Below are 15766 nucleotides of genomic sequence, written 5' to 3'. Positions count from 1 at the left end.
TGTTAATAAACAGCCGTATTATTTTTGTTGCCGGTGAACTATGCCGGGACCGTGCGACATTTCGTGCTTGATAAACTGAGTGAATTCTTTGCAACTTCATCGCACGCACGACAAGGAGAGGCTCAAACGCCGCCTCTCCTTGACCACTGGCTAAGGGCTAAACTGTGCCGCTAACGCGGTGCCTTCGCTGTTCGGGCCGCCCGTGACGCGTTTACTCGCCCCATCCCTGGGGCTCGCCCTACGGGCCAGCGTAAACGCTGTTCAAAAACGCTCCCGGCGTTTTTGTCCGGCGCGGCACGGGCTTTCGCCGCGTCCATGCGGCTCACCCGGCGAAGTCGCCCACCTCAGCACAGTTTTTGACGCCCAAAAAACCAGCGTATATCCTGCAAGCTCGTCACTAAAAAAGTTAATGACAATCTATTTTCCAATAATCGTCTGGAATGGGTTAATCACTTCCCCTTTGCCGAACGGCATACTGCCCGGTCCGCCGGCGCGGGCGATCATCGGGGTGATCAGCAGTTTCTGCGGCCAGTTCGGTACGTCGAACAACCGGGTTTTCAGCATTGTCTGCGTATCAGCGGCGAAACCGGCGCGATCAATGGCGCCGTTGATTTCACTGCGCATCACGCCCCACAGCGTCGCAGCGTCTATCTCATAAGTCAGCGACAGCGTTTCGATAATCGCCCGCATGTTGACCTGAATGCCCAACGTTTGCAGCCAGAACAGCAGGTCATCCAGACGCTCGTGGTAAAGCGTATTGGCATGGCCTTGCTTGATACGGTACACAGGGTCATGCATGCCGTTTTGCTCCAGCGTCGGTACATGGATGCGCAGCGAGTCGTGATCGCGCAGCAGCAGACCGTGGGCCTGACCGGCTTTCCATACCAGCACCGCATTCTGACCGTGGATCTCGCCCAGCATCCCCAACCGGAACATGCGGAAATTAATGTCGAAGAAACAATGACAAAGCTCAGCAAACAATGTCAAGACCGAATCGGCGTTCGTCGGCAAGCCGCGATACGCCAGCCAGTCGTCGAAGAAATGACGGCTGCTGCCCGGCAGCGGCGTACCCAGCGCCGCCATCGGCAGCAGGCGGTAATCCGGATCGTCGAACAGCGCTGACGGATAACTGCGGACCATCGCCGACAGGTGGCGCGGCGCTTCGTCAAACAGCGTGGCCTGCGGCGGCATGAACGCCCACCACTTGCCTTCATCGCACAGATACAGCCGTTCCTGCAACACGGCGTCTTTGTCACGCGCCTGCCGCAGCAGCGCTTCGCTCAGTCCGCCGTTGATCATTTTCACCGCCGGCAAATAGCGCGATGCCCCCAGCGAGTAAACCGCCATCGGCAGCTTGAGGTAATCGGCGCTGGCGAAACACGGCGTCATTGAGCGCAGTGACGACGTCGGCAGATAGCGGGCGGCGCTGAAATCCAGCCGGTGGCAGTCGCCGTTGCGAAAGGCGTCGCCCAGTTGGGTTTCCAGAATGTGGTCGAATTGCCACGGGTGTACCGGCAGCGCGATATGGCTCTCAGCAAGGCCGCGCGTCGCCAGTTCCTGCTGCAACGCCGCCTGCTCCGCCTGCGGCAGCAGGTAATGCGCCGGGTACGAGTCAATCGCGTCGCTGATGCCGTCGCCGCATTGCAGGCGATTTTTCGCCACCGCCACCCAGTTCAGCGCCACCGGTTCGGCGAACTCGGCCACGTACCGGCGATACTCCTGCGCATTCAGCCCCTGTTTAGCCTTGGCGGTCGGATGGAACGGACGATCGCGCAACGACGCCCACTGCTCCATCACATGGAAGAAATCGGCGTTACCGCGTGCGAGCAGGTTATCGGTATCGATACGATGCTCGCGCGACAGCGCAGTCTGCTCGACGCTGGTGTTAAGCACATCCAGAAACAACGCCTGCCCTTTGGCATTACCTTCTCCGGCCTGCTCTTCTTCGCCATGCTGACCGGCGAACACCAGATTCATGAAGCTCTCCGGCTCCAGCTCACGCCAGTCATCGCCGCCCTGCTGCCAGGCGTAAACCTGCGTGTCCGGCACTTTTTCCCACCGCTGGGTAATACCGGGGCGCAGCGCCACCACCAGATGGCGCTGTTCGCGTTCATCGCTGCACCAGCGCCACAGGCGGGCCGCGCTATCCAGCGCGCCAAACGGCGCCGGTTGCCCATACTGCTGCCGCCACTCATCGGTGGTATACAACGCCAGCGGCTGCGGGCCAAAGAACTCCTCGGCCAGCAGGCAATCCACCAGATCCTGCATCACGCTGTGGCCGGCGTCCTTGTAGTGAGACGTGCTCTTAATCACACTACTTTCCATCGCATTACTTTCCATCGGATCACTTTCCTTCTGCTGAAATCGTTGCGGCCAGTCTGGCCTGTAAAGCGCGAAACGCGATACCGCGCTCGTCGCCCAATACAAATGCGCGCACGCCCTGCTCGCGCCAGCGTGCATGATCGTCGTGCTGGCGGGGAATAGCGCAGTACGTCACGCCATGCGCGTCGGCAGCTCGCCGCACCTCGGCCAGCGCCGTCTGCACCGGCGTCGCCGCGGTCTGCCACGGCATCCCCAGCGACTGGGAGAGATCCGCCGCACCCTCAAGAATCATGTCCAGCCCCTCTACCGCCGCGATCGCCTCGGCCTGACGCACGCCCCCGGCGCTTTCGATCATCGCCACCAGCATGATTTCCCGGTTTGCCAACACGACGTATTCCGCCAGGCTGTGCTTGCCGAATGCGCCGGGGCGGCCGCTATTTAGGCTGCGCTCGCCCTGCGGGTGATAATGGCAGGCGCGTACCGCCGCGCGTACCTGCTCAGCCTGCTCCACCATCGGCAGCACGATGCCCTGCGCGCCGCCATCCAGCAGGCGCAGCATGGTCTTGGGGTTATCATCCGCCACGCGCACCAGCGGCGTCAGCGCGTAGCTTTCCGCCACCCGGATCATGTTCTCCACCGTTTCCGGGTTAATCAGCACATGTTCGCTGTCGATAATCACGAAATCGAACCCGGCTTCGGCGATCAACTCCACCGACACCGGCGAGGGAATCGAGGCAATCAGCCCGTATACCGGCGTACCTGCCGCCAGCTTGCGCTTGAGCTGGTTGGTTCTTAGCATGACGACGGCCTGAACGGATGCAGCGGGTTCGGCACCGATTTGAAGCGACGCTCGCCGTCGCCCAGCAACCGGCGCTTAGTCAGTTCCTCCACCTCGTAGGTCGGCGCGAACACATCGAACAAGGTGTAACGCGAGCGATGTTGCGGGTGCTCGGCCTGATAACGCAGCACCACCTCCGCCGTCATTTCCCAGAACTGCGCTTCCGGCAGTTGATAATGCTGGCGCAGGAAGACGGCCATTTCCGCCAGACAAATGAAGAAGAACGAGTCACAGGTAAAATCGCGCACCGCGTCGATGTCATCGGTCAGAATGAACGAGTTACGGTTGATTTTGGCGTGGCTGGCGGGCAGCGGCACCAGATCCGGGCGCATGGCGGGGCGCGCCAGATGGTCCGGCGAATAACGCACGCCGTCATGGAAGTCCTTGAGCGCAATGCGCTGCGGCCAGCCGTCACGCACTATCAGCACGATATTCTGACCGTGCGATTCCATACCGATGCCTTCGGCGTACAGCATGTGGATAATCGGCGACACCGTGACCTGCAACAGTTGTCGGGTCCAGGCTTCCAGCCCGTACTGACGAATCCAGGCATCGATAAACGGCGCCTGCTCGCCACCGTCGTAACGGTGTTCGACGTGACTCAAACCGTTGAACGGCACCGCCTGCTCGTCCGGCTGCAGATACTGATGGATGCTTTCACGCCAGATCGCGCCCATCACGCCGTAGGCCTGCGCCATACGCGTGGCAGGCAGCGGCTGGGTGTCGAAACTCACGCCGGCGACTTCGCCGAGAATCACGAACTTCAGGTTGCGGGCGGTCTGGTCGGTGTCGATCAACTGCTGCAGCCAGTCGGTAATAATCGGTCCGTTCATTACCGTGTGCCGTGCCAGAATGCGGGTGCTGGAGGTGTTGGTCATGCTCATCGCCAGCTTGACGTAAGGCCGCGTTTTCTCCGTCACGTTAGCCAGCGTGCGGATAGACTGCTGCGCCTGCCAGCGGTCATCGGACGCGCCGAGGTAAATCAGCTCGCCGCTGACCAGCTCCGGATAAAACACCGGCGCAATCACGTTTTTCCACTGCCACGGGTGCACCGGCACCAACTGGTAGTCTTCCGGCTTACGGCCCTGACGCGCCAGCTGTTCGCCAAACGCCTGCCAGCGCGCCGCGCCGAATTCGGTCTGCAGGAAATCGTCCAGATCCAGTTTGGCCGAATGGTTGGCGGACGCCCGCTGCTTCGCCAGCGCCAGCCAGACAATGGCGAAAGGCTGGCCGAACTCCGGCCCCCATTGGGCGTTATCCTGCAGGCTGAAGCCGATGCGCGACTTGTAGCAGGGGTGGTAGCTGTGGGCGTCCATAAAGTGGCGTTCCAGTTCGTCGAAACTGAGCTGATGCGCCGGTTTGCCGGGTTGATAATGTTGCGCCCGCGACTGCAAATCCTTCAGTTGGGTCTGCTCCAGTTCCTGTACAAAACGCGTCAGGAAGGGATTATTCTCCTGCTCGCCCAGCAGTTCTTCCAGCATCTGGTGCAGGTTGGGCGACTGCGCGTCGCCGTCAGGGCCGATGCGGCGCACGCTGGCGTAGTCGAGGCGGATCAGACAGAAGCTGTCGCTAAACAGCCCGCTGCACCGGTACTCCACCGGCACCTGCTGCGCATCGCGCCCGGTTATCGCAAACTGGCTGTCGCCGTCGCCGATCGGCGTGCGGCGATAAGGCAGCACATCCTCGTACAGCAGCGTCTGCAGCAGCTGTCCGACCACACGCTGTTCCACCAGCTGATAACGCTGCGCATCCATTTGCGGCAGCCACTCGCAGGCGATGTCCTGAAATACGGCGGGGGATAATGTCTCCATGCTATTACCTTGTCAGTGTGTCGGTTGAGTCAGACTGAACGGGCGGCGTCGGTTCGAAACATGACGGCGCCCGGCCTGAAGAAACAGTAGGCTGTTCCCCATCGTGCAGTGACCGCCAGCGCCGGTCACACGTCATTACGGGGCACGACCTAAACATCAGCGCGGCCCTCTGACGCCGGTCAGCGCGTCTGGCGCGCCGGACTCGTCGGAGGCGGCCGCCTCATCGGTTGCCGTGGGAAAACGCAGGGCGCACGGCAGCGCCAGCACGATCAAAATGCCGGTGGCAATAAAGGTTTCGCTAATGGCCGCGGCGCGCACGGCTTCGTGCGCCAGCCCGCTGCCCGCCAGCCGGAATTCGAGGTACAGCGACGCCACCACGATCGCCAGCGACGACACCAGCCGGCGCGAAATGTTGTTCATGGCGGCGCCTTGCGTGACCAACGTTTCCGGCAGCACATTCAGCCCGGCGGTGGTGACCGGCATGTAGGACAGCCCCAGCCCGGCGCCGCGCAGCATCATCCAGCCGAACACCACGCCAATTGAGGTCTGCGCGCCCGCCATGCCTAACCCGATGGTCGCCAGCGCGGTCAGCAATACCCCGGCGCCCACCACCCGCGACGGGCCGTGGCGATCCAGCAGGCTGCCGCCGACCTTGCCGAACAGGCTGGCGAACAGCGCGGTACACAACAGCGCCAGCCCGGTCCAGATAGCGCTGTAGCCCATCACCATCTGCACCAGCATCGGCAACAGCACCAGGCACTCGAACATCCCGACCGACTGCACCACGGCGATCACCACGCTCAGTCGATAGCCGTGCAGTTGAAAAATACGCAGGTTAAGCAGCGGCTCGCGCTTACGCAGTTCGACGCGCACAAAAGCAATCAGGCAAACCGTAGCCGCCAGCAGCATCAGCAGGTTGAACGGATTCGCCAGCGCCGCGGCATGGTGCAATCGTCCGGCGCCGATCATCAGCAACCCGATGCCGGCGGACACCAGCAGATAACCGGTCATATCGAACGGTTTGCGCTCACCCGGCGCGGTTTTCGGCAACACCACCAGCCCCATCAGCAGCGCCAGCGCCCCAATGGGAATATTCATGGCGAACAGCGCCCGCCAGCTGAACCACTCCAGCAGGAGGCCGCCGCACAGCGGCCCCAGCGCCGGAGCCAGCATCACGATAGCGCCCCAGATGCCGGTAATACCGCCCCGCTCCTGTTTGGGGTACACCGAAAAAATCAGCGTCAGCGACAGCGGGATCATCAAACCGCTGGCGATGCCCTGCACCGTTCGGGCGGCGATCACCAGCGAGATGGAATCCGCCATCATCCCCAGCAACGAACCGGTGATAAACAGCGCCACGCCCAGCAGGTAGAGTGGTTTGTTGCCCAGCCGGTGGCCGAGATAGCCGGTCAACGGCATGGTCATGCCCATGCTGACCATGAACGCCGCCACGATCCAGGTGGCGAGCAGCGGCCCGATATGAAACACCTCGATAAACGCCGGCAGCGCCGGATTGAGCGTACTGTTATTCAGGCTGACGGTAGTGGTGCCGAGCAGCACATTGACCACCACCAGCCAGCGGGGAATAGCGTTACTCCACACGGCGCACCGCTCCGGCCGCATCCACCGTCATGCCGTCGTCAGTGATGAAATACTGCACGGGACGCGGATGACACAGGAAGTCGGCATGAGAAATGTTGTAGCCATAGGCGCCCGCCAGCGGCAACACCAGCAGATCCCCGATGTTGACGTCGGTCAGGCGCTGGTCGCGGCTAAGCACGTCCTTCGGCGTGCACAGCTGACCGACCACCGTCCAGTCACGCGTTTCCCCGGCCGTCGGCGCCGCTGCCAGCGGCAGATGGACCACCGGATGGTCGTGTCCCTGCGCTACCGGCAAACGGAACTGGTGAGTGCCGCCGCGGCACACCAGAAAATGTTTGCCGTGACTGCGCTTTTTATCCAGCACCTCAATGGCGTAATAACCGCAGTAGGCGCTGATGAAACGCCCCGGCTCGAAGCGGACTATCGGCGCGTCCGGCTGTTGCGCCAGCCGCGTGCGCAGGTAATCGCACAGCGCCGGCCAATCGAAACGCTCCGGCGTCAGATACGGCACGCCGATGCCGCCGCCCACGTTCAGGTGGGTAATGTGCTGCGGATGCGCGGACAGCGCTTTCCACTGCGGCCAGCGCGTCAGGTAGAGATCCAGCAATTGCTGGTGCCGCGCCACCACCATCTGGTGCGACATCGCGTGGACATGAAATCCTTTCAGTTGCAGATGGCTGGCGTTATCCACCTCCCGCACCGCATCCGCCAGGTCGGCCTCATCCATGCCGAACGGTGTCGGCGTTCCGGCCATCGCCAGTTTACTGGTCAGCGACGACGCCAGTTCCGGATTGATACGGATGAACACCGGCTGGACCACGCCATGCTGCTTCGCCCGCTGTTGCAGGCGGGCAATCTCGTGGCGACTTTCCACATGAACCGCTTCCACGCCCTGTTCCAGCGCAAGATCGAAGTCTGAGTCCAGTTTGCCCGGCCCGGAGAACACAAACGGTTTGCGCGTGTCGCAACCGGCCACACGCGCGATTTCACCGCCTGACGAGATTTCAAAGCCATGCACTAACGGCGCGATCGCGTCCAGAATCGGTTTTTCGCTGTTGGCTTTGATGGCGTAATAGAGTTCCACACCCGGCGGCAGCGCCGCCATCACTTCGCTGACGTGTTGGCGCAGCGCCGTCAGGTCGTACACAAACGCCGCCAGCGGGTCGGCATGCTGCTGTTGCAGGCGGACAATCACATCGTGGACGTGCAAAGGCAGCTTAGCCATGCTGCACCTCACCATGCTGTGCTTCGCTATGTGGTACTTCGCCATGCTGTACTTCACCAGACGGTACTTCGCTGCCGTGCTGCACGGCCTTACCCCAGGGCGACGGCAATCGGACATAGCTGGCCTGACGGTCGGCTTCGGCCGCCAGCCTGACCTTGAGGTTGGTTTTGCACGCCACCGGATGGCCGGCGATCAGTGCGTCCAGCTCCGGCGACGGTTGTTTCAGTTCCCCCTGAATGGCACGCAGTTGCTGTCGCACCCGTTGCCACATCAAGGGCGCCAGATGCGCACGTCCCTGACTCAAGGCCAGAATGGTTTCGGACAGATGATTAATGAACAGGCAGTACATGATGCGATTCCAGCCCTGCTCACGCGAGTACAGCAACGACTGGCGCACACGGGGATGGATGTCGTCGCTAATATAGCGGGCACCAAGATCATCGGTCAGCTTCACGCCTTCAAAGTCGCGCAGCAGCACCTGCTGCGGCCGCCCGTGTTGATGCACCAGCACGCTGTTTTGCAGATGCGGCTCCATCACCACGCCGTGATTGAAGAACAGCGACAGCACCGGGCGCAGCAGTTGCGTCTGGTAGTCATCAAACCAGTACAGCAACGCGTTGTCATCCAGCGCCTCGCCATAGTGCGTGCGCAGGAAGGTTTGAATCATCGGCTGCAAATCCACGCCGCGTGCAAACAGCGTACCGGCCATAATGCTGCGATCCGCGCCGGTACGACGGCAGAAATTCTCGCGCAGGATGCCGCCGGTCTGCTCGCGGAACCAGTGTCTGTCCGACTCGCTGGCGGCGACCGGGCTCCAGCTCACCACGCCGGGTTCGGCTGCGGCGACCAGCCCGCCCAGCGTGTCGGCATGCTGATCCAGCAACTGACGGAACAACCGGTCGATCAGCACCGTGCTTTCCAGTTCATACCAGGCGTTTTTGCGCACACAGTTGGTGATGCGCACATTCAGCGAACCTTTGATGAAGTAATCGTGATCGTCGATAAACCAGGTGCGAATAGAGGCGGTCGGGCTGGCGACGCGGCCGCTCTGCCCCAGATCGCGGATCACGTTATCGCGCAACAGCTGCTGCACGCGCTCATCTTGCATAAACAGCTGCGCCTGCACCGGGTGCATACAGATAATGGCGTGCCCTATAGAGGCTGACTGCTGGTCGGCGAACCCCTCCAGCACCTGTTGCGGCGTCAGGCCGTTGGCGCCGATGTGCAATCCGTCCACCGGCACTTCGAACTGATGCAGCGCCGCACGGGCCTGGAATTCAGGCGCCCATTGTTCCTGACCAAGATGCGCCGGCCACAGACGCGCTTTGGGCGCGGGGTGGCTGGGGTGGCCGAACCACAAACCCTGTTCGCTCTGCAGATAGTGCTGCAGCGGCGCGTCCGCGCGCTGACGGCCGTTGTGGCTGACAATAGCGCTCACCAGCCGCTGGCTCTGGAGAATCTGCTCGTACAACTCCGGGTTTTTCCTTCCGGCGATTTGCTCGCATGCGGCCAGCAGGCGTGCGACCAGACGTTCAAAATCGGGGCATTGCCATTCACTCTGCGCCTGACGCAGGTAAACATCGGACAGGTAATGTTGGCTGCCGAAGGTGTCGCGGCGGTCTACCATGACAAACAGTTGCAGTTGGTCGGGCAAGCCGATCATCATCGGGATGCCCTTCCAGTTTGCACCATCAAAATAGGCCCCCGGCGGGATCCCTTTCATTTCGTCTGGCCATTCATATCGCAAATACCCTTCCGGTATCGCGAACTCTTTGATAAGACAATTCAGTAACCCATGTAAGGCTGCTTTTTCGCTTATCATTGTGGACAAAACATCATGATTTCGGTTGTTCATCTCTGCTCCGTAAGAATAACAATCGGCCGGTGGTGTAGAGCCTATCCCAATAGGGCTATTTCACTTGCCATTTTGGCCCTGGGCAGTGCTCGAAATCCTCACGTACTACGTGTACGCTCCGGTTTCTCCGCGCTGTCCGAGTCCAAACTGGCGGCGCCAATTACGCCTAGTGGGATAGGCTCTTATTTCGTGGCGAAGGTTAAATATCCTGAATAAATCACTGAATAATGCCCCGCCTTACGGCGGGGTTATTATCAGAAGTCAACGCTGTATCCTAATGTCACGGTTCTTCCCCGACCGGAGAAATAACGCAGGGAGTTCACAATCGCACTTTGCGAGTAATATGTGATGTACTCCTTGTCGAACAAATTGGAGACCGCCAGATTAATTTTACCTTTCGGTAATTTATAACCGACGGCGGCATCCACCAGCAGATAACCGTTAAAGTCCTGCTGACGGTTATCCATAATTCTGTCAAAGGCATAATTAGCCTGAATAAAGGATGACCATTGCGGCGTCCAGTTGGCGGACCAGCTGGCGGTCAGGCGATCCGGCGGGATATTCAGCCCGTCCAGCTTGCCGTCCAGACTGCCGTTGCCATCGCTGTCATACCAGCCCTGAATATGGGAATAACCGAGTTTCAGACGGTGATCGTCATTCACCTTGTAACCCAGCGACGTCTCGATGCCATCGATACGGGTTTTCTGTCGTTCGCTCTGGAAGGTGCCGCTCACATCCACCACGCGCTCGCCCAGCTTGGATGTCGAGCGATAGTAGCTCAGCTCAAACTCCACCGGGTCTTTCTGGATGCGAAAGCCGGTTTCAACGTTGTCAGTCACAATCGGCTCCAGCGGCAGCATGCTGACCGACTGACCGGCGGTTTTAATGCCGCGCAATGTACGACCCACGTCCGGAATACCGAAGCCCTGCGAGTAGTTGGCAAACAGACTCAGCGGCTGGTAAGGCGTGGTCCACACCGCGCCGACGTTGTACAACGTCTTGTTGAAACTCAGGCGCCCGCCCTGAACATCCACGCTGTTATTGGGCGCACGCGCGGTGCTGGCCGCCACCGTGCGGAAGCTGTCGATATCCAGACGCGCGTACTCGTAGCGCACCCCGGTGGTGATTTTCAGCGACTCGATCGGCTGGATATCAAACTGCATAAACGGCGACAGATCGGTGTATTCCATCTGCGGCGCGTACAGGCGTTTGGTCAGCCAGAAATCCTGTTTGCCGGTATCGAACAGGGTATCGAACCCGACCGTCGCTTTCAGGTAATCGTCCCAGATATCATCCTTGGTCAGCGCCACTTTGCTGCCGTAGCGGCTGGAGGTCACCCGCGACTGATCGTACAGCTGATTGAGCGGCGCAATGCGGATATCCTGGAAAGATGCGGAATTGTCAGCGCCGAACAGCGACTCGTAATTCTGGTAATACACCAGCGAGTTCAGCTTCATGCCCGCCAGATTGTAGTTATCGTAGGTGGCGCTGGTGGTCCAGACGCTGTTCATCGGCGCATCGCCGACCGGGCGCCCGGATATCGAGGTGGTCGGGATGCCGTTATTACGGTCGCCGGCGACACCTAAATAGTTCATCTTGCCTTTGATCTGATAGCGGTTAAGGCTGAACTGTATCCGCTGGTCGTTATCCAGCCAGTAGCCCACTTTCGCCATCACATCGTAAGCGCGCGAATCCATCAGGTCGCCCTGGGTGTTATCAACCCCGATAGGACGATCTTTCCCGTCCAGGAACAATCCCTGATCTTCGTAACTGACTGAAAACAGGTAATCCAGATACTCTTCACGGCCACTGACCCCGTAGGTGGTTTTGTAGCTCATGGCGTCCGAGCTGACTTTCGTCGGCGAGGTGGTTTCCACGCTGAAGTGCTGGTTGAACGAGCCTGGCTCCGGGCGGCGGGTAATAATATTGATCACCCCGCCGGTCGCGCCGATACCGTTGCTGGCGCTGGCGCCGTGAATCACTTCGATGCGATCCACCATCGCGAAATCGATGGTGTGCATTTCACGCCCGGTAGGACGCAACGGGTTGGATTGCGGAATACCATCCACCAGAATCAACGGCGCGCGGCCGCGGAAGGTCTCGCCGCTGCCGCTCATTTTCTGGCGGCTCGGCGCCATCGACGGCAATAAGTTGCTTAATATCTGGGAAGAATCACTGGTAATTTGTCGCTGCTGTTCGATCTGTTCTTTAGTAATAATCGTCACGACCTGAGGCGAATCTTTTTTCTCGGTATCCGTTCGGGATGCCGTCACCACCATTTCGTTGTCATTTTTGTTTGTGCTGTCTGCTGCGTTAGCCTGTGCAAATAAAAATAATGGCGTCAACGCATATAATGCCCGAACCTTCATTCATTCAACCTCATTATTATCTTCCCAGTAAATAAACGCTGGCGGTTCCGCCAGCATACGTCGTTAATATTATTGTTTAGCCTCAGGCTATATCCGTAATAACGCCGGTTACGTTTTCTTTTTATTATCTCGTCGTCATTATCATTACGGACCATATACTTACCTCTGGCATTATGGATGACGGACTTGCGCCACGGCTTCGATCAACGCGCGCTCGAAGCGCTCCACTACGCTGCGGCACTGCTCCTCGGTAATAATCAGCGGCGGCAGCAGCCTGACCACGTTACCCTGTCGTCCGCCCCGCTCCAGCAACAAGCCCTGGCGGAAGCAGTGCTGTTGAATCGCGACCGCCAGTTCGGCATCCAGCGGATAACAGCCGCCCGCCTGCGTCGGCCGGCGCTCATCCACGACTTCAATTCCCAGCATCAGGCCGCGGCCGCGTACCTGTCCCAGGCAGGGGAAGCGCGTCTGTAACTGGGTAAACTGCTGCTTCAGCCAGTCGCCGCGGGCAGTCGCCTGCGCCGCCAGCTTGTCGCGCAGCAGAATTTCGATGGTGGTTTTGCCGGTGGCCATCGCCATCTGGTTACCGCGGAACGTGCCGGTATGGGTACCCGGTTTCCAGACATCGAACTCGCGGCGAATGCCCAGCACCGCCATCGGCAAGCCGCCGCCCACCGCTTTCGACATCACGATGATGTCCGGCTCGATGCCGGCCTGTTCGAAGGCGAACAGCGTGCCGGTGCGGGCGAATCCGGCCTGCACTTCATCCACAATCAGCAGAATGCCGTGACGGTAGGTCACCTCGCGCAGCGTTTGCAGCCAGCTGGCCGGCGCCGGGTTGACGCCGCCCTCGCCCTGCACCGCTTCGACAATGACGGCGGCCGGCAACGACATGCCGCGCTCGACATCCTCGATAAACGTGGTGAAATAGTGGCTCAGCGCCTGTACGCCCGCCTCACCGCCAATCCCCAGCGGGCAGCGGTATTCATGGGGGTAAGGCAGGAACTGGACGCCGGGCATCAGATTCTGCACCGCGTCCTTGGGACCGGTATTGCCGGTGACGGCCAGCGCGCCGTGCGTCATGCCGTGGTAGCCGCCGGAGAAGCTGATGATGCCGCCGCGGCCGGTATAGGTTTTCGCCAGTTTTAATGCGGCCTCAACCGCATCCGCTCCCGAGGGGCCGCAGAACTGCAGGCAGTACTGGTTTTCGCCGCCGGGCAGCTGCGCCAGCAGGGTTTCGCAAAAGGCGTCTTTCAGCGGCGTGGTGAGATCCAGCGTATGCATCGGCAGGCCCGACGCCAGAAATTGCTGGATGCTGGCCACCACTTCAGGGTGGTTATGCCCCAGCGCCAGCGTACCGGCACCCGCCAGACAGTCCAGATACGGATTGCCGTCTACATCCGTCACCCACACGCCTTGCGCTTTCTGGATCACCAGCGGCAGTTTGCGCGGATAACTTCGAACATTGGACTCAAACCATCCCTGTCGCTCCAGATAATCTGCATTGGTTCTCTGCACATGATCCGTAACCGCAAACTGTGTCTCTGACATCGTCTTCACCCCCCTGTGATATTGATAATGACAACAATTATCATTAACAATAATGACGCTCAAGTGTTATTTAAATGACAGTTTTCATAACCAAATCCTTACAATTAATGACGCTATATTCACTAAATGCATACAGCGCGAGGGTTTTGGCAACACGCTGTCGCCTAAAAACGGGGGAATCGCCGGTAAGATGAAAAAACGATTTTGTGACGCAAATCACAAAATATACGCTAAATAAAATCTGCATTTTGCCGAGAGGCAATTCCAGCGGAAATATGCTGCCAGTGGCGGCGATCTGGCATGGAACAGACGGAATCTGTCGCTATCCGGCATTAGACGGGGCGGCCTGCGATAAAAACCGGTTTTCGCCTCGACAAACCGGTTCGCTGATAAACGCTTTTTGGCAAACGCTGTTGAGAAACAAAAAAGCGGCTTAGCGCGCTGATGTCTCCGACTCAAACAGCGGCAACGGCTTGCCGATGATGTAGCGCCGGCGCAAATGCGCGGACAAGACATCCATCAGCATCACCACCGCCACCAGAATCAGGGTGATGAACATCACCACATCCCAGTTCCACAGTCGCATGTTTTCGGCGTACACCAACCCGACGCCGCCGGCGCCGACAAACCCCAGCACCGCCGCCGACCGCACGTTGGACTCCATCTGATACAGGCTTAGCGCCAGAAAAGTGGGAAACGATTGGGTGAAGATGCCGAAACGGTGTTTTTGCAGGCTGTTGGCGCCGACCGCGCCAAGTCCGCGGCTGGGTGAACGTTCTACCGCTTCATGCCCCTCCGCGTACAGCTTGCCGAGCAGACCGGCGTCCTGCATCAGGATCGCCAGCGCGCCGGACAGCGGCCCCATGCCCACCGCCCGCACGAAAATCAGCCCCCAGATCGCCATGTCGATGCCGCGCAAGATATCCAGCAGACGACGCACCAGCAACGCCACCGGCCGCAGCATCGGTTCGTGCATAACGTTGCGCGCCGCCAGGAACGACAACGGCAGCGCCACTATCGTGGCGGTCAGGGTACCGGCGAACACGATGGCGATGGTGATGAATACCTGCGACAGGTAGTAACCGAACGGCCAATCGAGAAAGTCATGCCACACGAACATACGCAGAAAATAGCGCCCCAGTTCGCTGAAGCCGCGCAGCCACTGTTCGGCGCTGATGCCGAAAAACGTCAGAAACGCCAGATAGTAAAGCAGCACGGCCGCCGCCATCAGCCCGACGCGCCGCAAGTAGCGGCGTTGCTGGCTGAACAGCGCCGGGTGCTGTTGTTTCATCGCGGCGATGTCCGCCGGCGTCAACGGGGTCATGTTCATTTGCCGCCCTCCACCACTTGCCGCCGCAACCGCCCGGACAGCGCATCCAGAATCGAGACCACCACGATGATCAGCAGCATGGTCATGCTGACCTGATCGTAGCGGTCCAGCTTGATATTGGTCATCAGTTCCTGACCGATGCCCCCGGCGCCCACCAGCCCAAGAATGGTGGACTGACGGAAGTTAATTTCCAGCCGCATAAAACTGTAGGACAGCACGATCGGTTTGACCTGCGGCCACAGCCCAAAACGCATACGCTGCAACACGCTGGCGCCACAGGCGGCCAGCCCGCGCACCGGCCGTTCCGAGGCGCTTTCAATCGCTTCATAAAACAGCTTGGTCAGGCAACCGACGGTATGCAGCGCCAGTGCCAGAAAGCCGGGAATAACGCCGATACCGAATGCCATCACGAACATCACCGCCCACGCCAGCTCCGGCATGGTGCGCAGAAACGCCAGCAACGCACGGAGAGTAAAACGCACGCCCGGCGGGCTTTGCGTATTGTTGGCCGCCAGAAACCCCAGCACCACCGACGCCGCCACCGACAGCAGCGTCGCCGCCAGCGCCAGGTTGAGCGTCTCCCAGATCAACGGCAACTGGATATTGAGGCGGTATCCCCAGTAGGCCAGCGAGCCTTCGGTATGACCGTCGGCGAACAGCAGCGGCCAGTGCAGCACCGGCAGCGTCTCGATCAGGTAGTCAAAAAAGTGGGGAAACGAGGTCCACAGGGTATGCAGATTGAATTCGGACAACGCGCCCGCGCCGATGTACAGCACGACCAGCACCAGTGTCCATATCAGCGACTCGCGCTTCTGCCGTGTGCGTATCCGCTGGTAATAGCGTTCAAAATCAGGGTTCAGCAT

The 15766-nt window shown here is 59.8% G+C and carries 10 protein-coding genes; all 10 read right to left on the bottom strand.

Features of this window, described 5'->3' with window-relative positions; translation table 11 throughout:
* Positions 1-417: 417 nt before the first annotated feature.
* Positions 418-2340, bottom strand: a complete 1923-nt coding sequence (locus tag CPA59_RS08075) for an IucA/IucC family siderophore biosynthesis protein (protein WP_255412277.1) — start codon at positions 2338-2340, stop codon at positions 418-420.
* Positions 2341-2344: 4 nt separating this feature from the next.
* Complete coding sequence (locus CPA59_RS08070; RefSeq protein ID WP_107759041.1) at positions 2345-3121, bottom strand: HpcH/HpaI aldolase/citrate lyase family protein; 777 nt, start codon at positions 3119-3121, stop codon at positions 2345-2347.
* Positions 3115-4971, bottom strand: coding sequence for an IucA/IucC family siderophore biosynthesis protein (locus tag CPA59_RS08065; RefSeq protein ID WP_107759040.1), 1857 nt, complete (start codon positions 4969-4971; stop codon positions 3115-3117). Before CPA59_RS08065 ends, CPA59_RS08070 begins: the two co-directional genes overlap by 7 nt.
* A 156-nt stretch (positions 4972-5127) precedes the next feature.
* On the bottom strand, positions 5128-6573 hold the full coding sequence (locus CPA59_RS08060) for a DHA2 family efflux MFS transporter permease subunit (RefSeq protein WP_107760781.1): 1446 nt from the start codon (positions 6571-6573) through the stop codon (positions 5128-5130).
* Positions 6563-7798 (bottom strand): type III PLP-dependent enzyme, encoded by a 1236-nt coding sequence (locus tag CPA59_RS08055; RefSeq protein WP_107759039.1) that lies wholly within the window; start codon positions 7796-7798, stop codon positions 6563-6565. Before CPA59_RS08055 ends, CPA59_RS08060 begins: the two co-directional genes overlap by 11 nt.
* A complete protein-coding gene (locus CPA59_RS08050; protein ID WP_049854936.1) occupies positions 7791-9653 on the bottom strand; it encodes an IucA/IucC family siderophore biosynthesis protein in 1863 nt (620 codons plus the stop codon). The genes CPA59_RS08055 and CPA59_RS08050 overlap by 8 nt, the downstream gene beginning before the upstream one ends.
* A gap of 254 nt (positions 9654-9907) precedes the next feature.
* On the bottom strand, positions 9908-12022 hold the full coding sequence (locus tag CPA59_RS08045; RefSeq protein ID WP_049854937.1) for a TonB-dependent receptor: 2115 nt from the start codon (positions 12020-12022) through the stop codon (positions 9908-9910).
* Between the two features lie 171 nt (positions 12023-12193).
* Positions 12194-13573, bottom strand: coding sequence for a diaminobutyrate--2-oxoglutarate transaminase (locus CPA59_RS08040; protein ID WP_107759038.1), 1380 nt, complete (start codon positions 13571-13573; stop codon positions 12194-12196).
* Positions 13574-14006: 433 nt separating this feature from the next.
* Entirely contained in the window at positions 14007-14897 is an 891-nt protein-coding gene (gene phnE, locus CPA59_RS08035) for a phosphonate ABC transporter, permease protein PhnE (protein WP_107760780.1), read from the bottom strand.
* 2 nt (positions 14898-14899) lie between these two features.
* Positions 14900-15766 (bottom strand): phosphonate ABC transporter, permease protein PhnE, encoded by an 867-nt coding sequence (gene phnE / locus CPA59_RS08030; RefSeq protein ID WP_174213735.1) that lies wholly within the window; start codon positions 15764-15766, stop codon positions 14900-14902.

It is taken from the genome of Dickeya sp. Secpp 1600, from assembly GCF_003049805.1.
Taxonomy (GTDB): domain Bacteria; phylum Pseudomonadota; class Gammaproteobacteria; order Enterobacterales; family Enterobacteriaceae; genus Dickeya; species Dickeya fangzhongdai.
Note: the sequence above shows the minus strand (reverse complement) of the source record. Positions and strands in the feature narration are given on the sequence as shown.

What these genes read in the sequence shown, in the direction of transcription:
- CPA59_RS08075 (WP_255412277.1), bottom strand. Translation starts at nt 2,340, where the DNA reads ATGGAAAGTAATGCGATGGAAAGTAGTGTGATTAAGAGCACGTCTCAC.
- CPA59_RS08070 (WP_107759041.1), bottom strand. Translation starts at nt 3,121, where the DNA reads ATGCTAAGAACCAACCAGCTCAAGCGCAAGCTGGCGGCAGGTACGCCG.
- CPA59_RS08065 (WP_107759040.1), bottom strand. Translation starts at nt 4,971, where the DNA reads ATGGAGACATTATCCCCCGCCGTATTTCAGGACATCGCCTGCGAGTGG.
- CPA59_RS08055 (WP_107759039.1), bottom strand. Translation starts at nt 7,798, where the DNA reads ATGGCTAAGCTGCCTTTGCACGTCCACGATGTGATTGTCCGCCTGCAA.
- CPA59_RS08050 (WP_049854936.1), bottom strand. Translation starts at nt 9,653, where the DNA reads ATGAACAACCGAAATCATGATGTTTTGTCCACAATGATAAGCGAAAAA.
- CPA59_RS08045 (WP_049854937.1), bottom strand. Translation starts at nt 12,022, where the DNA reads ATGAAGGTTCGGGCATTATATGCGTTGACGCCATTATTTTTATTTGCA.
- CPA59_RS08040 (WP_107759038.1), bottom strand. Translation starts at nt 13,573, where the DNA reads ATGTCAGAGACACAGTTTGCGGTTACGGATCATGTGCAGAGAACCAAT.
- phnE (WP_107760780.1), bottom strand. Translation starts at nt 14,897, where the DNA reads ATGACCCCGTTGACGCCGGCGGACATCGCCGCGATGAAACAACAGCAC.
- phnE (WP_174213735.1), bottom strand. Translation starts at nt 15,766, where the DNA reads ATGCTGAACCCTGATTTTGAACGCTATTACCAGCGGATACGCACACGG.